This window comes from Massilia sp. IC2-476, from assembly GCF_020707295.1.
Taxonomy (GTDB): domain Bacteria; phylum Pseudomonadota; class Gammaproteobacteria; order Burkholderiales; family Burkholderiaceae_D; genus Telluria.
The window spans coordinates 318,441-336,687 of the sequence record NZ_JAJFER010000004.1 but is presented as its reverse complement, the minus strand read 5'-3'; the positions used below and the strand labels follow the sequence as shown (position 1 = coordinate 336,687).

16 protein-coding genes are annotated in these 18,247 nt (G+C 62.6%); 6 read left to right on the top strand and 10 right to left on the bottom strand.

Annotated features, from left to right (window positions below; translation table 11 throughout):
- The first annotated feature begins 14 nt into the window (after nucleotides 1-14).
- Nucleotides 15-809: a 5'-methylthioadenosine/adenosylhomocysteine nucleosidase gene (locus tag LK539_RS13470; protein ID WP_227801443.1), complete on the top strand. Its 795-nt coding sequence runs from the start codon at nucleotides 15-17 to the stop codon at nucleotides 807-809.
- Here LK539_RS13470 and ald read toward each other — a convergent pair.
- Together ald and putA are read right to left on the bottom strand one after the other, a co-directional pair.
- Nucleotides 779-1,894 (bottom strand): alanine dehydrogenase, encoded by a 1,116-nt coding sequence (ald, locus tag LK539_RS13465; RefSeq protein ID WP_227801442.1) that lies wholly within the window; start codon nucleotides 1,892-1,894, stop codon nucleotides 779-781. The two genes, LK539_RS13470 and ald, sit on opposite strands and share 31 nt — an antisense overlap.
- Nucleotides 1,895-2,034: 140 nt before the next feature.
- Nucleotides 2,035-5,679 (bottom strand): trifunctional transcriptional regulator/proline dehydrogenase/L-glutamate gamma-semialdehyde dehydrogenase, encoded by a 3,645-nt coding sequence (gene putA / locus LK539_RS13460; protein WP_227801441.1) that lies wholly within the window; start codon nucleotides 5,677-5,679, stop codon nucleotides 2,035-2,037.
- A gap of 215 nt (nucleotides 5,680-5,894) precedes the next feature.
- Between putA and LK539_RS13455 the strand changes: the two genes are divergently transcribed.
- Complete coding sequence (locus LK539_RS13455; protein ID WP_005664065.1) at nucleotides 5,895-6,350, top strand: Lrp/AsnC ligand binding domain-containing protein; 456 nt, start codon at nucleotides 5,895-5,897, stop codon at nucleotides 6,348-6,350.
- A gap of 6 nt (nucleotides 6,351-6,356) precedes the next feature.
- On the opposite strand, the gene LK539_RS13450 is transcribed toward LK539_RS13455, so the two are convergent.
- A complete protein-coding gene (locus LK539_RS13450) occupies nucleotides 6,357-7,925 on the bottom strand; it encodes a PKD domain-containing protein (RefSeq protein WP_227801440.1) in 1,569 nt (522 codons plus the stop codon).
- A gap of 175 nt (nucleotides 7,926-8,100) precedes the next feature.
- Entirely contained in the window at nucleotides 8,101-9,057 is a 957-nt protein-coding gene (locus LK539_RS13445; RefSeq protein WP_036253186.1) for a LysR family transcriptional regulator, read from the bottom strand.
- Between the two features lie 139 nt (nucleotides 9,058-9,196).
- Here LK539_RS13445 and LK539_RS13440 point away from each other — a divergent pair, with 139 nt between their 5' ends.
- A complete protein-coding gene (locus tag LK539_RS13440; protein WP_227801439.1) occupies nucleotides 9,197-9,391 on the top strand; it encodes a hypothetical protein in 195 nt (64 codons plus the stop codon).
- Between the two features lie 489 nt (nucleotides 9,392-9,880).
- Here LK539_RS13440 and LK539_RS13435 read toward each other — a convergent pair whose 3' ends face one another.
- The 5 genes from LK539_RS13435 to LK539_RS13415 all read right to left on the bottom strand — a co-directional run bounded on the left by LK539_RS13435 (nucleotide 9,881) and on the right by LK539_RS13415 (nucleotide 13,094).
- Nucleotides 9,881-10,432 carry a DUF1003 domain-containing protein gene (locus LK539_RS13435; protein WP_227801438.1) on the bottom strand — a complete coding sequence of 184 codons (552 nt, stop codon included), beginning with the start codon at nucleotides 10,430-10,432 and terminating at the stop codon, nucleotides 9,881-9,883.
- Nucleotides 10,433-10,548: 116 nt separating this feature from the next.
- Nucleotides 10,549-10,809: a YfhL family 4Fe-4S dicluster ferredoxin gene (locus LK539_RS13430; RefSeq protein ID WP_227801437.1), complete on the bottom strand. Its 261-nt coding sequence runs from the start codon at nucleotides 10,807-10,809 to the stop codon at nucleotides 10,549-10,551.
- A gap of 22 nt (nucleotides 10,810-10,831) precedes the next feature.
- Entirely contained in the window at nucleotides 10,832-11,332 is a 501-nt protein-coding gene (coaD, locus tag LK539_RS13425; protein WP_159699373.1) for a pantetheine-phosphate adenylyltransferase, read from the bottom strand.
- 110 nt (nucleotides 11,333-11,442) lie between these two features.
- The gene (rsmD, locus tag LK539_RS13420; RefSeq protein ID WP_227801435.1) at nucleotides 11,443-12,093 is read right to left on the bottom strand and encodes a 16S rRNA (guanine(966)-N(2))-methyltransferase RsmD; all 651 of its coding nucleotides are present in this window, start codon (nucleotides 12,091-12,093) and stop codon (nucleotides 11,443-11,445) included.
- A gap of 41 nt (nucleotides 12,094-12,134) precedes the next feature.
- Complete coding sequence (locus LK539_RS13415; protein WP_307728911.1) at nucleotides 12,135-13,094, bottom strand: DUF6279 family lipoprotein; 960 nt, start codon at nucleotides 13,092-13,094, stop codon at nucleotides 12,135-12,137.
- Between LK539_RS13415 and glmU the strand changes: the two genes are divergently transcribed.
- Nucleotides 13,054-14,430 carry a bifunctional UDP-N-acetylglucosamine diphosphorylase/glucosamine-1-phosphate N-acetyltransferase GlmU gene (glmU, locus tag LK539_RS13410; protein ID WP_227801433.1) on the top strand — a complete coding sequence of 459 codons (1,377 nt, stop codon included), beginning with the start codon at nucleotides 13,054-13,056 and terminating at the stop codon, nucleotides 14,428-14,430. The genes LK539_RS13415 and glmU overlap by 41 nt on opposite strands.
- A gap of 123 nt (nucleotides 14,431-14,553) precedes the next feature.
- Here the strand turns inward: glmU and LK539_RS13405 are convergent, their stop codons facing one another.
- Nucleotides 14,554-15,024, bottom strand: coding sequence for an Lrp/AsnC family transcriptional regulator (locus LK539_RS13405; RefSeq protein WP_227801432.1), 471 nt, complete (start codon nucleotides 15,022-15,024; stop codon nucleotides 14,554-14,556).
- A gap of 160 nt (nucleotides 15,025-15,184) precedes the next feature.
- Here LK539_RS13405 and glmS point away from each other — a divergent pair, with 160 nt between their 5' ends.
- Entirely contained in the window at nucleotides 15,185-17,014 is a 1,830-nt protein-coding gene (gene glmS, locus LK539_RS13400; protein WP_227801430.1) for a glutamine--fructose-6-phosphate transaminase (isomerizing), read from the top strand.
- Nucleotides 17,015-17,144: 130 nt separating this feature from the next.
- Nucleotides 17,145-18,170 carry a hypothetical protein gene (locus LK539_RS13395; RefSeq protein WP_227801429.1) on the top strand — a complete coding sequence of 342 codons (1,026 nt, stop codon included), beginning with the start codon at nucleotides 17,145-17,147 and terminating at the stop codon, nucleotides 18,168-18,170.
- The last annotated feature ends 77 nt before the right edge of the window (nucleotides 18,171-18,247 follow it).

Sequence of the window (18,247 nt, the reverse complement as noted above, 5' to 3'; positions counted from 1 at the left end):
AAAACAGGAAAAACATGCGACTGGGGATCATCAGCGCGCTGGCTGAAGAACAGCTGGGGCTCGTGGAAGCCATGAGAGGGCCCTCCAAGCTCATCCATGGCATGCGTGACTACTGGACAGGAACACTGTGGGAAATCGACGCTGTGTGCGTTCTATCGCGAATTGGCAAGGTTGCGGCTGCCATGACAGCGACAACGCTTGTGGAGAAGTTCGGAGTTACCCACATCCTCTTCACCGGCGTGGCCGGCGCGGGAGATAAAACGGTCCAGGTGGGCGATATCGTGGTCGCCGAAGCCCTGGTCCAGCACGACATGGATGCCAGTCCCCTGTTTCCGCGCTTCGAGGTGCCGCTCACCGGCTTGACCCATTTCCAGCCCGACCAGCAGCTGTCGCTGCGCCTGTCGCGCGCTGCCCATGAATTCTTGGAACGTGACTTCCTGGACGCGATCAGCGAAGGAGAACGGCAGGCATTCCGCCTGGCGCAGCCGCGCGTACACCGCGGCCTGGTGGCGAGCGGCGACCAGTTCATGAACGACCGTGTGCGCCTGGAAGCCCTGAATGCCGCCATGCCGGGCCTGGTGGCGGTCGAAATGGAAGGCGCCGCGGTGGCGCAGGTGTGCTACGAGCTGGGCGTGCCATGCGCCGTGATCCGCACCGTGTCGGATAACGCCAATGAAAACGCGGCCACCGATTTCATGCGTTTCGTGAAATCGGTCGCCGCGCAGTATGCCTTCCATATCACCCGGCGCGTCTGCCGGGATCTGCTTGAGTATCCGCTTCAGCCCAGCAGGGTCTCTGCCGGCACGTAATCGTAGTTCAGGTCTTTTGCTACCGCCTCATAGGTGACCTTGCCCCGGCAGACGTTCAGGCCGTTGCGCAGGTGGGCATCATCCGACAAGGCGCGACGCCAGCCCTTGCTCGCCAGCGCCACGGCGTGGCCGATGGTGGCGTTGTTGAGGGCAAACGTGGACGTACGCGCCACCGCGCCCGGCATGTTCGCCACGCAGTAGTGGATCACGCCGTCGACGACGAAGGTCGGATCGGCGTGGGTGGTCGCATGCGAGGTCTCGAAGCAGCCGCCCTGGTCGATCGCCACGTCCACCACCACAGCGCCCTTCTTCATGCGCGAGATCATGTCGCGGGTGACCAGCTTGGGCGCCGCGGCTCCCGGCACCAGCACGCCGCCGATCACGAGATCCGCATCCAGCACCGCTTCCTCGATCGAGTGGGCGTTGGAGTAGAGCGTGGAGATGCGGTTGCCGTAGACGAGATCCAGCTGGCGCAGGCGGTCGACGTTCTTGTCGAGCACCGTTACGCGGGCGCCGGTGCCGACCGCCATCTGCAGCGCATTGGTGCCAACCACGCCGGCGCCGATGATGACCACGTGACCGGCAGCGACACCCGGCACCCCGCCCAGCAGCAGGCCCATGCCGCCGCGCGACTTTTCCAGGTGCGCAGCGCCGGCCTGGATCGACATGCGCCCAGCCACCTCGCTCATCGGCGCCAGCAGCGGCAGGCCGCCACCCGGGCCGGTGATGGTTTCGTAGGCAATGCAGATCGCGCCGGATTTGACCAGGGCCGCAGTCTGCTCAGGATCGGGCGCCAGGTGCAGGTAGGTGTAGAGCACCTGGCCTTCGCGCAGCATCGCGCATTCGAGCGGCTGCGGTTCCTTGACCTTCACGATCATGTCGGCGCGGGCAAAGATGTCCTTCGCCGTGCCCACGATGGTGGCGCCGGCCGCCACGTACTGCTCGTCCGACAGCCCGATCTGCTCACCGGCGCCCTGCTGCACGATGACTTCGTGACCGCGCGACGTCAGCTCACGCACCGAGGGCGGCGTCAGGCCGACGCGGTACTCGTGGTTCTTGATCTCCTTTGGTACGCCAACAAGCATGTCTACCTCCAATTTTTGTAATGACTCGGCTGCCAACTATCACCGCGTGGGCGGAAGACCCGCCCACCCTACGCTCCTACGCTACTCCTGCTGCTTTGATTTGGGTCAAAAAAAAGGGGAGCTCGCGCTCCCCCAGATGATTACACTCCCAGCGTCATGAGGCTTGCGTTGCCGCCAGCCGCCGTCGTGTTGACACAGACGGCCCGTTCGGCCACCAGCCGCCACAGGGCGACCGGCGCCGTGGCCGTGGTGTCGACAATGCCGACGATGGCCCCCGGGCGCGCTGCCAGTTTCGCGCGCAGCGAACCGGCAAGACCGGCTTCCAGCAGCGCGATCTGGAACTCGTCGGCGTCGAGTTCATCGTCACCGATGAAGCGCACCCGTTCCTTCACCAGCGCCGGCAGATTGGCTGGAATCAGGTCCGGCGTCGCCAGCACCAGGGCGCGGTTGCCGGTGGCCAGGCTTGCAGCCAGCTGGTTGAGCAGGCCGTTTGCCGTCTTCGGTGCGCACAGCACGGTGCCGCGCTTGGTGAAGGCCAGGGTATTGCGCTCGCCGGTCGGACCTGGCAGGGCGATCTCGACGTTGGTCAGCGCGGTGCGGCCATAGGCTTGCGCCAGCGTGGCCAGCTCCGCATGGTCGTTAGCGCGCAGCCAGCCGAGCAGCGCATCCAGGCCGGCGTCGAACACGCGGCTGTGTTCCATCAGGGGCGCGGCATTGCGCTGCAGGCGCTTCAGGTACAGCGGACCGCCGGCCTTCGGGCCGGTACCGGATTTGCCTTCGCCACCGAAAGGCTGCACGCCCACGACCGCACCGACGATGTTGCGGTTGACGTAGATGTTACCCACGTGGGCACGCGAGACGATGAAGTCGATCGTTTCGTCGATGCGCGAATGCACGCCCAGCGTCAGGCCGTAGCCGGTGGCGTTGATGGTGTCGATCACCTTCGGCAGGTCCGCGCGGCGGTAGCGCACGATGTGCAGCACCGGGCCGAAGACTTCGTGCTTGAGTTCCGCCATCGAGCCGATTTCCAGCACGGTCGGCGGCACGAAGGTGCCCTGGGCATTGACGCTCTCCGGCAGCTCGAGCGCGAAGTGGCTGCGCGCGGTGGCGCGCATGCGTTCGATGTGGGCCAGCAGGTTGCGCTGGGCTTCCGCATCGATCACCGGGCCGATGTCGGTCGCCAGGCGGTCCGGGGCGCCCACGCGCAGTTCCAGCATCGCGCCGCGCAGCATCTTGATGGTCTTGTCGGCGATGTCTTCCTGCAGGAACAGCACGCGCAGCGCCGAGCAGCGCTGGCCGGCCGAGTCGAAGGCCGAGGACAGCACGTCCTGCACCACCTGCTCCGGCAGTGCCGAGGAATCGACGATCAGCGCGTTCTGGCCGCCCGTTTCCGCCACCAGCGGGATGTCGATGCCTTCTTTTTCCGCACGCGTAGCCAGAGTGCGGTTGATCAGCTGGGCCACTTCGGTGGACCCGGTGAAGATCACGCCTTTGACGCGCGTGTCCGAAGTCAGGGCGGCGCCCACCACTTCGCCGCGGCCCGGCAGCAGCTGCAGCGCCGCACGCGGGGTCCCCGCTTCGATGAACAGCTCGACGGCGCGATGGGCGATCAAGGGAGTCTGCTCGGCCGGCTTGGCCAATACCACGTTGCCGGCCACCAGGGCGGCGGCAACCTGGCCGGTGAAGATCGCCAGCGGGAAGTTCCATGGGCTGATGCAGGTGACCGGACCCAGCGCGCCATCTGCTTTCGATTCGCGCACCTGCACGGCGTAGTAGCGCAGGAAATCGACCGCTTCGCGCAGCTCGGCGATCGCGTTCGGCAGCGACTTGCCTGCCTCGCGCACGGCCAGGGCCATCAGCTCGGTGCCGTTCTGCTCGAACAGGTCGGCGGTGCGCTCGAGAATGGCGGCGCGGGTTTCGACGGGAGTCGCTTCCCATTCGCCGGCGAAAGCGGCAGCGGCGGACAGTGCGGTTTCTACGTCCGTGCGGGACGCTTCGACCACCTGGCCGACGACGTCGCTCGACATGGCGGGATTGATCACCTTCGCCGGCTCGCTAGCTTCCACCGGACCGGCGATCAGCGGCGTCGCGTTGTACTGGCGCTGCTTGGCCAGGCCTTCGGCGGTCGAGCTCAGGATGTGCTCGTTGACCAGGTCCAGGCCCGCCGAATTCTTGCGCTCGGCGCCGAACAGCTGCAGCGGCAGGGCGATCGCCGGGTGCGGCTTGCCACCGGCGGCGCGCGCCTGTTCGAAAGGATCGGCCAGCAGGGTGTCGATCGCCACGTTCTCGTCCACGATCTGGTTCACGAATGAAGAGTTGGCGCCGTTTTCCAGCAGGCGGCGCACCAGGTAGGCCAGCAGGGTCTCGTGCGAGCCAACCGGCGCGTAGATGCGGCAGGCCTTGTCCAGCTTGCGCGGGCCGACCACCTGGTCGTACAGGGTCTCGCCCATGCCGTGCAGGCACTGGAATTCGTAGTTGGTAATGCCGTCGGCCTTGGCCCAGGTGTAGATCACCGACAGCGAATGCGCGTTGTGGGTCGCGAACTGCGGATAAATCATATCGCTGGCCGCCAGCAGCTTGCGCGCGCAGGTGAGGTAGGACACGTCGGTGTAGACCTTGCGCGTGTAGACCGGATAGCCCGGCATGCCCTCGACCTGGGCGCGCTTGATCTCGGCGTCCCAATAGGCGCCCTTCACCAGGCGCACCATGAACTTGCGGCCGCTGCGCTTGGCCAGGTCGACCACGAAGTCGATCACGAAGGGGCAGCGTTTTTGATACGCCTGCACCACCAGGCCGATGCCCTCGAAGCCGCTGAGTTCCGGGTCGAAAGCGAGCGATTCGAGCATGTCGAGCGAGATCTCGAGGCGGTCCGCTTCTTCCGCGTCGATGTTGATGCCGATGTTGTACTGCTTGGCCAGCAGCACCAGGCTGCGCACGCGCGGCAGCAGCTCGTTCATCACGCGCCAGTACTGGGCGCGGCTGTAGCGCGGGTGCAGGGCCGACAGCTTGATCGAGATGCCCGGGCCGTCCTTGATGCCGCGGCCGTTCGAGGCCTTGCCGATCGCGTGGATCGCGGTCTCGTACGAGGCGTAGTAGTTCTTCGCGTCCTGCTCTGTCAGCGCGGCTTCGCCCAGCATGTCGTAGGAGTAGCGATAGCCGCGGCTTTCGTTCTCGCGGCTGTTCTTCAGTGCCTCGTCGATGGTCTGGCCGGTGACGAACTGGTTGCCCAGCATGCGCATCGCCATGTCCACGCCCTTGCGGATCAGCGGTTCGCCGCCCTTGGCGATCAGGCGGGTCAGCGCCGAGCCCAGGTTCTTCTCGCTATTGGTCGAGACCAGTTTGCCGGTGATCAGCAGGCCCCAAGTCGCTGCGTTGACGAACAGCGAAGGCGATTCGCCCAAGTGCTTCTTCCAGTCGCCCTTGCTGATCTTGTCGGCGATGAGACGGTCGGCGGTTTCGCTGTCCGGAATGCGCAGCAGCGCTTCGGCCAGGCACATCAGCGCCACGCCTTCTTCCGAAGACAGCGAGAACTCGTGCATCAGGGCGTCCACGCCCGAGGAACGGGTGCGTTTGTCGCGCACGCTCGAGACCAGGCGGTGGGCCAGCATGTAGGCGTCGCCGTTGGCGCTGGCGCCTTGCGCGAGCAGCCACTGGACCGCTTCGGTCTCGTCGCGGCGGTAGGCATTGGTGATGGCTTCGCGCAGCGGGGTCTGGTCGTGCTTGACCTCAGCCTGGAATGCATCGAAGGGGACGAAGGTGGACGCCGGGACGGCAGCAATCTGCATAGTGATTCTTCTAAAAAGGAAACGGACTTCGTGCTCATGCAGCAAAACACGCCGCACCACCCTAGGGGCGGCCGGCGTGCTCCGGAACACAATGGAATGATTCGATTGTAGAAGGAAATCTTCTGGATTAATTCTGTTTTTACGACAGACTAGCAAAAGATAGTTTTTGGTGAGACAATCTGACCGAATAATATTTACATGGCAGGAGGCGGACCATGCTCGACAAGATCAGTAAGAAGATTCTGGCAGAACTGCAGAACGACGGACGAATCAGCAACGTCGAGCTGGCGGCACGGGTCAACCTCTCTCCCGCCGCCTGCCTGGAGCGCGTGCGCAAGCTGCACGAATCCGGCTACATCATGGGCTATACGGCCCAGCTCAACCCCCAGCTACTGGACGTGTCGCTGCTGGTGTTCATCGAGGTGGTGCTCGATCGTACCACTCCCGAGGTCTTCGATGCATTCAAACAGAGCGTCCAGATGATTCCGGAAGTGCTCGAATGCCACATGGTGGCAGGCGGCTTCGACTACCTGGTCAAGGCGCGTGTGAAGGACATGGCCGCCTACCGCGAATTCCTCGGCAAGACCCTGCTGCAAAAAGGTGTGCGCGAAACGCACACCTATGCAGTGATGGAAGAGGTCAAGAACACCACCAAGCTGCCGATCCGCTAAGCCTCCTCAACGCCCCGGCGCCTGCGGATGCGCCTGCGGGCGCTTTTTAGCGACCTGTCCCGGCGTACCGAGCTCGAGCAAGTTGATGCGCTCGTACAGCGTGGTGCTCCTGCGGCTCGAGTCGGTCACGCGTACCACGATGTTGTAGTCGCCCTGCGCCGTGTAGGTATGGCTGGCGCGCACCTCGCCCTTCCCCCTGTATTCACGCAGCGCCGCCGCTTGCGGCCCTCTGCCGTCTCCCCAGTCGACCGTAGCGCTGTGCGTGTCCGCCGGGTTGCGGTCGCGCAGCGACAGCGTGAGCTGGACCGGACGGTTCACCTGGAGCTGGCTCAGCTGGATCGGCCCCAGCACCGGCGCATCGGTCCCGCCGCCGTTCGGGCGCAGCAGGACCAGCCCGGCATTCGATTCGGCCACGATATCGCCATTGGCGGACACGGTGAGCGCGTTGGTCAGCACCAGTCCGCCAGGAGCGTTCAGCAGGCGCCTATTCAGGTCGACGCCGGCGCCAGAGCGCAGCCAGCGCCAGGCGCGGCTCTGGGCGTACTGCTCTGGCCAGGCCAGGCCCACTACCACCCCACTGTCGTTGACGCCATTCGCTTCGGACGCCCAGAAGGATGAAGGGTTAAGGTTGACCAGTCCGCGCGCACGCGAAAACACGAAGGCGCGGTTCTCGTTGTTGCTGCGCTGGACCCGGCCGACCACCTCGCCCGCTTCGTTGAGATCCGTGGGAACCGTATTCAGGCCGATGCGTGCCGCGCCTTTGCCCGGGCTCAGCAGGAAGGACGTGAAGTTCGGGGTGGTGAAGTCGAACAGGCCGACGATGTCGCCGCGGTTGTTGAGGAAGCGGCTGACGGCGCTGCTCGCGCCCAGCGTGCCGAGGTCGGTCGCGCGGCCGGCGGCATTCCAGACGATCAGGTGCGAGGCGCCGCCGGCGCTCTGGCCGTCGCCAAGAGTCACGTTGTTCTCGTTGATGTCGGTGGCAAAGGTATTGGTGAGGCCGGTCGGGGACGGCAGGGGCAACAGGCGATTGGCCGCGGTCCAGCGTACCGCCCGGTAGTTGCTGTCTCCGGTGGTGTCTGAGCCGCCGACGATCTCGCCGCGGTTGTTGAGGGTCTGCAGGAAGGTGTTGGTGTCCGGGTTGGGCGATGGCAGCGGCACCAAGCCGCGCGCCGCGGACCAGCGATAGGGCTGGAACACGGCGGTCGACGGATCGGTCCTGGGAAAGCGGATCTGCAGGGCTACCTCGCCCCTGTCGTTGATGCCGCTGACCGAGGAGGTATCGTGGCCCGGAGGGCTGATGTCGAGCAGGCGCTCGCCGTTGAAGACGCCGGCATGCAGCCGGTCGTCGAGCGCGATGTACTCCAGGGCCACCTGGCCACGCGCATTGATGTAGGTGCGCAGCACCGGGGACGGCACCAGGTTCACGATCCCGTAGACGTCCTTGGCGGCGTGCGCGGTACCGGCCATTCCGGCTTCCAAGGCTTCGGGCGCGGCGGCCTGCGCCTGCCATAGTGCGCCGCCAAACGCCAGCACGCCGGCCGCGAGCGCGATCCGTCCTGTCGAAAAGTTTCGCATGCTTACCTCCCATTGGTAGGCGCATGCACCGTGCATGCGCCTCTCTCAATGTAGGGTGCAGCGGGACGAGCCGGGACGAGGTATCACAAAGCCGGACAGGGCTCAAAAGCGGTTCCGGAGGCGGATCTTGCAGGCGGAAAAAACGATGCCGGCAACGATGCCGGCATGCAGTGCTTTAGACCACTTTCCTGGCGCCGGTCTTGGGCGAGGCGCTCTCCGCCATGCTTTCCAGGTTCTTGCGCAGCCAGCGGTGGGCCGGGCTGCGGCCGTCGCGCTCGTGCCAGAGCATGTCGAGGTGTACGGCCGGCAGCTGGAAGGGCAGTTCGCGCCAGACCAGCGCGTCGGTCATGCCGGTGGACACCATCAGGTGCTTCGGCAGTACCGTGATCAGGTCCGAATTCGCCACCACGCGCCCTGCCGTGAAGAACTGGTTCACGGTCAGCAGGATGCGGCGCTCGCGCCCGATCTGGGCCAGCGCTTCGTCCACCAGGCCGTGAGCGCGGCCCGAGAAGCTCACCAGCAGGTGATTGGCCTTGCAATAGGTGTCGAGGTCGAGCTTTTCCTTGGCCAGCGGGTGGTCCTTGCGCATCACGCACACGTAGACGCCCGAGTACAGGCGCTCATGGCGGATCGGCGAACCTGTTTCGTAGGACAGCTGGGCCGCTACGCCAGGGAAGAAGCCGACCGCCAGGTCGATGTCGCCGCGCAGCAGCATCGGCCGCGGTTCGCGCGTGGTGAGCGGCACCATGCGGATGTTCACGCCCGGCGCTTCCCGTTCAATCGAACGCATCAGCGACGGCAGCCACAGGGCGGCGGTGGCGTCGGCCATCGCCATGCGGAAGGTGGCCTGGGCCTTGGAAACGTCGAAGGTTTCCGGCATCACGGCCGCTTCCAGCGCAGCCAGGGCCTGGCGCACGGCCGGCCATAGCGCTTCGGCGCGCGGCGTCGGCTTGACGCCATAGGCGGTGCGGATCAGGAGTTCGTCCCCCAGACTTTCGCGCAGCCGCTTGATGGCGTTGGAAACGGCCGGCTGGGTCATCGCGAGGTGCCCGGCGGCGCGGGTGAGGTTTTGCTCGGTCATCACTGCGTCGAAGACGCGCAGCAGGTTCAGGTCAAGCGTCAGAAAGCTCATGGGAACTTATCGATGGCAATACAGATGCTCCCAGTGTACCTCAAGTATTCACAGAATGCATAAGCGTCATCAGTGAACAAAATTAGATTTATATGTTGCATCGCACTATGCTGTGCACAACTCAACAATTATCAACACCATGTCTGCCTCGCTCACCCTCATCCAGACCGCAGTTGCCGCCGTTCCAGTCGGCCAGGTCGTTCGTACCGCCACCGGTGTGGCGCTGCTGGGTGGCGTCGCCATGTTCTTCCGCCCGCTGCTGGTCGGCATCGGCCGCGCCGCCGTCCTGGCCGTGCGCCCGCGCCCGCCCAAGGCCCACTTGGCCAAGCGCTGACCCTCATTCCTCCGTTTAAACGCGGCCTCCGATTCGGACGCCGCGTTTTTTTTCGTCCGTTCTCTCCGGCTTCGGCCTTTTCCCTCTCGTTTGTCGACCATTCGGCGTTGAGCCTGCGGTGACTCTTCGTCACCTGGGTTTTCAGGCCTCGGCGATTTAACAAAATTCACGAAGAGTTAAAAAGTGATGGATGGCCAAGTCCTCTCGACGTTCATGCAAAGCGGGTAAATCGGAGCTAATGGCCCTATCTTGCCTGCGGAATGTTGGAGGAAGGCGGAACATAGGGCAGGTGTTCGATCGGTAGAAAGCCGAAGCAAATAGTCGCTTTTATCTTCCGTTAGCGCAAAGAAAAAAGAATATAGATGAGTGATGGCTGATGTTACACAGATTTCACGTTCTATTCAGTGTTTATGGTGAATATTGGTTAAGACGAAGGCGAACGCCTGCCTGCCCCGGTCCTCAAGGCATGTTCGTGCCATGCACAGTGAATTACTTGTGTTTGCAGTTGAGCTGTTCGGACGCTTCCTCAATGATCGAGATGACAGCGCCGGTATCGGTCGGTTTGGCCAGTTCTTCGGCCTTGTGGTCGACCTTGTCCCGGACGTTGGGCAGGTCGCGCCGGAGCTCTTCCAGCATCTCGATGATTTTGCTGGTCTTTTCGTCGGCCAGCAAATTGACCTGCAGGTCGAGGTGGGCGTGCTGGTTGGCGAGGGCGGACATGCGATTCTGGCGAATCAGCACGGTGGTGGAGATGATGAAGGCATTCAGGGCAATCAAGCCCTGCAGCCAGAAGAAGGGCGGCTCGTCCCATTGGTCGAACCCGAGTTCGGGCGCCGCCAAGTTCCAGATGATCCACAGGACGACGAAGACCAGGTTGCCGGCGACATAGGCCGGACTGCCGAGGAAGATACTGATCTTTTCGACGATGCGCTGCGCCGGCGTGGTTTGCTCTTCGTGGCGCGCATAGAATTCCGACACCGTGCCGACATGCTCGTGCACGGTAGAGGGAATCGCTTCCTCGTGATCGCGTGGCGCATCCATGCCAATCAGGATAGCACTTGGCCTGCGCACACCCTGTTCGTACGCGTGCGCCGGCGGGGCATTGGCGCGTCAGTGGCAATGGAAAAAGAAAAGCCGGCATGGAAGCCGGCTCGGGATCAGGCGCTTGCCTTCTCGGCAGTCAGGCGTTCGTATTTCGCCTGCAGCTGTTCGCGCGTTTCGCGCCATTCGGGGTTAATGGGAATGCATGCGACCGGGCACAGTTCCGCGCAGGTCGGCTGTTCGAAATGGCCGACGCATTCGGTGCATTTGCCCGGGTCGATCTGGTAGAACTCGGCGCCCATGGAGATGGCGTCGTTCGGGCATTCGGGTTCGCAGACGTCGCAGTTGATGCAATCGTCGGTAATCATCAGTGCCATGGTGTTGCTCGTTCCTTGCTGCTCAGGGCGCGGTGGCCGCTTTCATCGCTGCGATTTTCTTCTGCAGCCAGCGGTCCACCGACGGGAAGACGAATTTCGATACGTCGCCGCCCAGCATTGCGATCTCGCGCACGATGGTGCCCGAGATGAACTGATACTGGTCGGACGGCGTCAGGAACAGGGTCTCGACGTCGGGCAGCAGGTAGCGGTTCATGCCCGCCATCTGGAATTCATACTCGAAGTCGGACACTGCGCGCAGGCCGCGCACGATCACGCGCGCGTCATGCTGGCGCACGAAATCCTTCAGCAGGCCGGAGAAACTCTCCACCTGCACGTTCGGATAATGGCCGAGCACCTCATTGGCGATCTCCAGGCGCTCGTCGAGCGAAAAGAAGGGTCGCTTGTTCTTGCTGTCGGCCACGCCAACCACCAGGCGGTCGAACAGGCCCGACGCACGGCGCACTAAGTCTTCGTGCCCCCGCGTGAGCGGATCGAAAGTACCTGGATATACGGCTACAACCATTGCGGCTCCCTTGGAGAATCACCCTGTCAGAACGCGCATTATGCCTGAAATTCCGGCAGTCGCCCCAGCAAGGGGCTGGTTTTGCCCAATTCTTGTGCAGTTTTTAAGGACTAAGCCTCGTCTGTGTGCAATTTCAGCAGGTAGTAATAGACCATGCCGGCCTTGTCGTCCCGGATTGCATCCCAGCCGGCCAGCCAGTCGGGCAATTCCGTGTCTTCGAAAGGCAGGGCGGCGCCGGTCTCGGCATAGACCATGCCGCCTTCGTTCAGGATGGCCGGGCACAGCGGCAGGATCTGGCTGAGCAGGCCCAGCTGGTAGGGCGGATCGAGGAAGATCACGTCGAAACGCTGGCCGCGTGCCGCCAGGTCCTTGACCAGCGCCAGCGCGTCGGCGCGCAGCACTTTCACGTTGTCCGCTTTCAGCTTGTCGCGGTTGGCTTCCAGCTGGCGTGCCGCCGGGCCATGGTTGTCCACCATCGTCACCATCGCCGCGCCGCGGCTGGCCGCTTCGAAGCCGAGTGCGCCCGAGCCGGCGAACAGGTCGAGGAAGCTGGCGCCCTCCAGATCGCCGCCGAGCTGATGGCGGATCCAGTTGAACACGGTCTCGCGCACGCGGTCAGGAGTGGGACGCAGGCCTTCTGCATCGAGGACCGGCAGCAGCGCGCGTTTCCAGGCGCCGCCGATGATGCGCACCTGGCGCGGGGCGAGGCGCGGCGCCCCGTGGCTATGGGAACTGTGGGGTTTGGAGGACTTCTTTTGCATGGGCGGCACTATAGCATGGGCATAGTGCCGCCTATTCTTGGCTACTTCCCGGCCGCGAGGGCGTTGAAATCATTGATCCAGCCCTGCATGCGCTCCTGGGCGTGTTTCTTTTGCGCCGGGGTGGCAATGCGGATCGCAGTCAGGATGAACTTCGTGGTCTGGTCGACGCTGGTGTCATAGAAGGGCTTGCGCTCGGGCGAATCCATGCGGCTGAACAGTTCGCGCTGCATCGCCGTGATCTGGGCGGCGGCCTGCTCGCGGTTCGGTTTCTCCTGCTGGAACTTGCGCAGCAGACTGAGGATGCGGCGCTGGCGCCAAACCCGTTCCTCCAGCCAGATCTCGTTGTCGAGCGGGCGTGCGTCCATGGTCTTGCGCAGGGTCTCCTGCTGTTCGCTGCTGAAGTTGCCGAACCAGAGTTCCAGCTGGTCCATGGCCTTCTTGAAGCGGGCGCGCTGGCGCTTTTCGGTACTGCCTTCAATAAATTTCTTCCGATATTCCGCGTTTTTCGAAATAAATTTGCGCTCGATATCGGCAATCTGGTCTGGTTTGAGCGACAGTGCCAGAGTGGTCATTTCCGGCACGGCATGGCCGGCCAGGCGCTCCCCGCGGACGCGGATTTCCTTGTACAGGTTGATCAGGTCGGCCTGGGTCGGGTTACCGGCGAGCTGGCGCTGCATATTGCCCAGCAATGCCGCGTAGTCGCGCAGCTGGGTCTGGCGATGCCATTTGAACAGATTGTCGATGTCGCGCTTGGCAATGTCGGCCTGGTTGCCTTCCAGATCGGCATAGGAATCCAACCACCAATACAGTAAGGTATCGCCCTGGTTATAGGTAAAACGCACCGAACTGCACGCCGCGAGGAGCGCGAACAGCGCTACCATGCATAGCGCAATAGTGCGCTGGAACAAGGACTCTTGCGTGTTAAACTTTTTCATATTTTCAACTTTTTGAGAACGGCATATGAACGTTGTGATCCTCGCCGCCGGCATGGGAAAACGCATGCAGTCCGCACTGCCAAAAGTCTTGCATCCATTGGCAGGGAAGCCGCTGTTGCGCCATGTAATCGATACCGCCCGCAGCTTATCGCCGAGTAAATTATGCGTGATTTACGGGCACGGGGGCGCAGCGGTGCCTGAGATGGTCGGCAAGCTGGCGCAGGAGACCGGCGCCAGCATCGAGACCGCGCTCCAGCAGCCCCAGCTGGGTACCGGCCATGCGGTGATGCAGGCCGTGCCGCAGCTGGAAGAAAGCGTGCCTACCCTGGTGCTGTACGGCGACGTGCCGCTGACCACTGCCGCTTCGCTCGGCCGTCTGGTCGAGGCCGCCGGCAAGGACAAGCTCGCCATCCTGACCGTGGAGCAGGCCAATCCCTTCGGCCTGGGCCGCATCGTGCGCGAGAACGGAAATATCGTGCGCATCGTCGAGGAAAAGGATGCTACCGACGCCGAGCGCGCGATCCGCGAAATCAACAGCGGCATCATGTGCATCCCGACCGTGCACCTCAAGAAATGGCTGGCGGCGCTGTCGAACAACAATGCGCAGGGCGAGTACTACCTGACCGACATCGTGGCCCAGGCCGTTCGCGATGGCGTGCCGGTGGTGTCGGCCCAGCCGTCCGCCGAATGGGAAGTGGCCGGCGTCAACAGCAAGGTCCAACTGGCCGAGCTCGAGCGTCGTCACCAGCTGAACATCGCCAATGCCCTGCTGGAAAAAGGCGTCACCCTGATGGATCCGGCCCGCATCGACGTGCGCGGTGAACTCATCTGCGGCCGCGATGTCGTAATCGACGTCGGCTGCGTGTTCGAAGGCCGGGTCGAGCTGCTTGATGGCGTCACGGTCGGCCCGCACTGCGTGCTGGTCAATGCAAAAGTCGGCGCCGGGGCCCAGATCAAGCCCTTCTGCCACATCGAGGACGCGGTGGTCGGCGACAAGTCGCAGATCGGTCCCTATGCGCGCCTGCGCCCGGGCACCGAGCTGGGCGAGGACGTCCATGTGGGTAACTTTGTCGAGATCAAGAACAGCCAGGTCGCCGCGCACAGCAAGGCCAACCACCTGGCCTACGTGGGCGATGCCACCGTCGGCTCGCGCGTGAACATCGGCGCCGGGACCATCACCTGCAATTACGACGGCGCCAACAAGTTCCGCACCGTGATCGAGGACGATGCCTTCATCGGCAGCGACAGCCAACTGGTGGCGCCAGTGACCGTCGGCAAGGGCGCAACCCTGGGGGCGGGCACTACCCTCACCAAGGATGCGCCAGCCGGCAAGCTGACCATCTCGCGTCCGAAGCAAATGACCATCGAAGGATGGTCACGCCCAGTGAAAACCAAGAAGTAATCCACCGGCAATCTACAGGCTAACAACAGGAAAGACACAGGAAAAACACAGGCTAATCACATGCTTATCCTGTGGTTTTCCGGGTGCTAGTCCACAAACTTATCCACAGATTGTCCGGGTGGCTCAGACCGCGATCCGGGTGTCGAACTTGGCGCGGTGGGTCGAAAAATAAGCTTTCACGTTGCGCACGTTGGCATGCGCGGTGAACAGGCGGTGCGCCAGCGCGTGGTAGGCAGGCATGTCCGCCACTTGCACCACCAGCACGAAGTCCGGGCCCGGGGACACGCGGTAGCACTGCAGCACTGCGCCTTCCTGCGCCACCAGGCTTTCGAACTCGTCCATGCGTTCAGCAGCCTGCACGTCGAGCGTGATCTCGACGATGGCGCTCAAGCGGGCGCCGACCTTGGCCGGATCGACGATCGCGACCTGGCGTTCGATGATGCCGGCATCGGTGAGCTGCTTCACCCGGCGCAAACAAGTGGGCGGTGACACGTGCACAAGTTCAGCCAATTCGGCATTCGTATGCGATGCATCAGTCTGCAATGCGTTCAGGATGCGACGATCGAGCTCGTCTAAAGGTAGTTGATCTGACATCGATTGAAATAAATAATAAAAATTCTGCTCTAAATGAAAGAATATTTCATGCCTTTTGAGTAATGAAATAATCTATCAAAAGATCGTGAATTCTGAAAGCTTATTTCAACCTAGTTGCTCTACGATAGGTTTTATTGCAAATCTTTAAACGAGGTCAAACATGTGCGGTATCGTCGGTGCAGTCGCCAAGCGCAACATCACCCCAGTCCTGATCGAGGGCCTGAAACGCCTGGAGTACCGTGGTTATGATTCCTGCGGCGTTGCCGTCCACCTCGATGGCAAGCTGACCCGCTCGCGCAGCACCTCGCGCGTGGCCGACCTGGAAACGCAAGTGCGCGAAGCCCGCCTTGACGGCTTCACCGGCATTGCCCACACCCGCTGGGCCACCCACGGCGCGCCGGCATCGCACAACGCCCACCCGCACTTCTCCCCAAGCGAAGGCAATGCCCGCATCGCACTTGTCCACAACGGCATCATCGAAAACCACGACGAGCTGCGCACCGAACTGAAGGGCCTCGGCTATGAATTCACCAGCCAGACCGATACGGAGGTGATCGCCCACCTGGTCGACCACATGTACAACGGCGACCTGTTCGACACCGTCCAGCAGGCCGTCAAGCGCCTGCACGGCGCCTATGCGATCGCCGTGTTCTCGCGCGAAGAACCGCACCGCGTGGTCGCCGCCCGCCAGGGCTCGCCGCTGATCGTCGGCGTGGGCGAGAACGAGAATTTCGTTGCTTCCGACGCCATGGCGCTGGCCGGCACCACCAACCAGATCATCTACCTGGAAGAAGGCGACGTGGTCGACCTGCAGCTGGCGCGCTACTGGATCGTCGACGCCGAAGGCCGCCCGGTCGAGCGCGAAGTGAAAACCGTGCACGCCCACACCGGCGCCGCCGAGCTCGGTCCGTACCGCCACTACATGCAGAAGGAAATCTTCGAGCAGCCGCGCGTCATCGGCGACACCCTGGAAGGTGTAACCGGCATCATGCCGGAACTGTTCGGCGACGGCGCCTATGGCGTGTTCAAGGAAATCGACCGCGTGCTGATCCTGGCCTGTGGCACCAGCTACTACGCCGGCCTGACCGCCAAGTACTGGATCGAGTGCATCGCCAAGGTCCCGGTCAACGTCGAGATCGCCAGCGAATACCGTTACCGCGACAGCGTCCCGCACCCGCAGACCCTGGTCGTGACCATCTCGCAGAGCGGCGAGACGGCCGACACCCTGGCTGCGCTGAAGCATGCGCGCAGCCTCGGCATGCCGCACACGCTGACCATCTGCAACGTCGCCACCAGTGCCATGGTGCGCGAGTGCAAGCTGGCCTACATCACCCGCGCCGGCGTCGAAGTGGGCGTGGCCTCGACCAAGGCCTTCACCACCCAGCTGGCCGCGCTGTTCCTCCTGACGCTGACCCTGGCGCAAGTGAATGGCCGCCTGACGGACGCGGAAGAAGCCGAGCACCTGAAGATGATGCGCCATCTGCCGGTCGCCCTGTCCTCGGTGCTGGCGCTGGAACCGCAGATCATGGCTTGGGCGGAAGAGTTTGCACGCAAGGAAAACGCCCTGTTCCTGGGCCGTGGCATGCACTACCCGATCGCCCTCGAAGGCGCACTGAAGCTCAAGGAAATCTCGTACATCCACGCCGAAGCCTACCCGGCCGGTGAGCTGAAGCACGGCCCGCTGGCCCTGGTGACCGAAGAGATGCCAGTGGTGACCATCGCCCCGAACGACGCGCTGCTAGAGAAGCTGAAGTCGAACATGCAGGAAGTCCGCGCCCGCGGTGGCCAGCTCTACGTCTTCGCCGACGTCGACTCGCGCATCACCTCGGGCGAAGGCCTGCACGTGATTCGCCTGCCGGAGCACTATGGCGACCTGTCGCCGATCCTGCACGTGGCCGCGCTGCAGCTGCTGGCTTATCACACCGCGCTCGCACGCGGCACCGATGTGGACAAGCCGCGCAACCTGGCCAAGTCGGTCACTGTGGAATAATCAGACGGGTCCCGTCGAGACCGTGAATGCATTGGAAGGGCCGGTTCAATACCGGCCTTTGTGCATCAGCCCGCGGCCGATGTGTGAGCACCATCAGGTATGATTAACTTTCCTTGTGGAAATCATACCTATGGATATATTTGCATTGTGGCCAGACCGCCCGGGATACGCATTCATCACGGAAGAAGCCTATTTCAGTTCGACACAGCGGCGTCAGCCTTGGGCGACCGAGACCAGGAGCTTGCCCAAGAGACCGCTTTACCTTGCCACTTGTCCGGAATGTAAAAACGCGATCGAGATCCGCGAACTGGATCGGATACGCGGCGAGAATGATCGTGACCCGACTGCGCCCTTCGGCAAACACTACAAGCATGACGTCCCAGGCTTGCGGGTCACCTACAATCAGGATGCTTACGACAACTGCTCACTGCGCGGCAAAGTCAGTTTGAGCTCATCCGAGCCTCGCAAGAATAAGGAATTCAATGCAGAGATCCTTCGGCTTCTCGTAGAGAACGCTGCGGTTGTTCATGAAGTCATCGCGGCCAAGTTCGGGATTCGGCCCGGCGCTGGGCTGTACGAGAAGATGCTGAAAAACTTCATCGAGCAAGCGCGATACGAATGCAAGGGCGTTCTCCCATCCAATCTCCCATTCGCGTTGATGTACTGGAACGAAAGCCAGTCGCTGATTCGGCAGACTGTGACAGATACGGAGATGCAGGACGCCATTACGAAATCCAGGCACTTCTGCCTCGATGGGCGGACCATCAACTCCAGGCACTGGCAAGACGCAGTCTTGGCTGATCCTGGACTTGCTTCGTCGAAACCGGACTGGGGGCCTCATCGGATAGCATTCTTTATGGGTGGCCGTGTGCATCGCGGTAACGAGCTCACGGGGGAGCCGAATCACATGACCATGACGATTACGGAACATATCGGAAATGCTCCTAAAGGGACGCCGATTCACTCGAAGAAGATTGAGTATTCGAATCGTCACTTCCCCAATGCGATCGCCAGCTTCGAACGCCGGCTCACGGGCAAGGACGAGGATGCCGAGAGAGGATTAGCGAAAAAGATCAAATGGGGAAACATCGCCTACAAGTACGCAAAGCCCTTGCTGGCAATTGACTGGATGCCTAGTTGGCTGTCGGCTCAATAATGCTTACGCAGTATGCATCGACGTCGGAGCACGCAGTAACAGAAACCCCGTAAATTGTTAGAGTTGTTACAAGATGT

What these genes read in the sequence shown, in the direction of transcription:
- LK539_RS13470 (WP_227801443.1), top strand. Translation starts at nt 15, where the DNA reads ATGCGACTGGGGATCATCAGCGCGCTGGCTGAAGAACAGCTGGGGCTC.
- ald (WP_227801442.1), bottom strand. Translation starts at nt 1,894, where the DNA reads ATGCTTGTTGGCGTACCAAAGGAGATCAAGAACCACGAGTACCGCGTC.
- putA (WP_227801441.1), bottom strand. Translation starts at nt 5,679, where the DNA reads ATGCAGATTGCTGCCGTCCCGGCGTCCACCTTCGTCCCCTTCGATGCA.
- LK539_RS13455 (WP_005664065.1), top strand. Translation starts at nt 5,895, where the DNA reads ATGCTCGACAAGATCAGTAAGAAGATTCTGGCAGAACTGCAGAACGAC.
- LK539_RS13450 (WP_227801440.1), bottom strand. Translation starts at nt 7,925, where the DNA reads ATGCGAAACTTTTCGACAGGACGGATCGCGCTCGCGGCCGGCGTGCTG.
- LK539_RS13445 (WP_036253186.1), bottom strand. Translation starts at nt 9,057, where the DNA reads ATGAGCTTTCTGACGCTTGACCTGAACCTGCTGCGCGTCTTCGACGCA.
- LK539_RS13440 (WP_227801439.1), top strand. Translation starts at nt 9,197, where the DNA reads ATGTCTGCCTCGCTCACCCTCATCCAGACCGCAGTTGCCGCCGTTCCA.
- LK539_RS13435 (WP_227801438.1), bottom strand. Translation starts at nt 10,432, where the DNA reads ATGGATGCGCCACGCGATCACGAGGAAGCGATTCCCTCTACCGTGCAC.
- LK539_RS13430 (WP_227801437.1), bottom strand. Translation starts at nt 10,809, where the DNA reads ATGGCACTGATGATTACCGACGATTGCATCAACTGCGACGTCTGCGAA.
- coaD (WP_159699373.1), bottom strand. Translation starts at nt 11,332, where the DNA reads ATGGTTGTAGCCGTATATCCAGGTACTTTCGATCCGCTCACGCGGGGG.
- rsmD (WP_227801435.1), bottom strand. Translation starts at nt 12,093, where the DNA reads ATGCAAAAGAAGTCCTCCAAACCCCACAGTTCCCATAGCCACGGGGCG.
- glmU (WP_227801433.1), top strand. Translation starts at nt 13,054, where the DNA reads ATGAACGTTGTGATCCTCGCCGCCGGCATGGGAAAACGCATGCAGTCC.
- LK539_RS13415 (WP_307728911.1), bottom strand. Translation starts at nt 13,094, where the DNA reads ATGCGTTTTCCCATGCCGGCGGCGAGGATCACAACGTTCATATGCCGT.
- LK539_RS13405 (WP_227801432.1), bottom strand. Translation starts at nt 15,024, where the DNA reads ATGTCAGATCAACTACCTTTAGACGAGCTCGATCGTCGCATCCTGAAC.
- glmS (WP_227801430.1), top strand. Translation starts at nt 15,185, where the DNA reads ATGTGCGGTATCGTCGGTGCAGTCGCCAAGCGCAACATCACCCCAGTC.
- LK539_RS13395 (WP_227801429.1), top strand. Translation starts at nt 17,145, where the DNA reads ATGGATATATTTGCATTGTGGCCAGACCGCCCGGGATACGCATTCATC.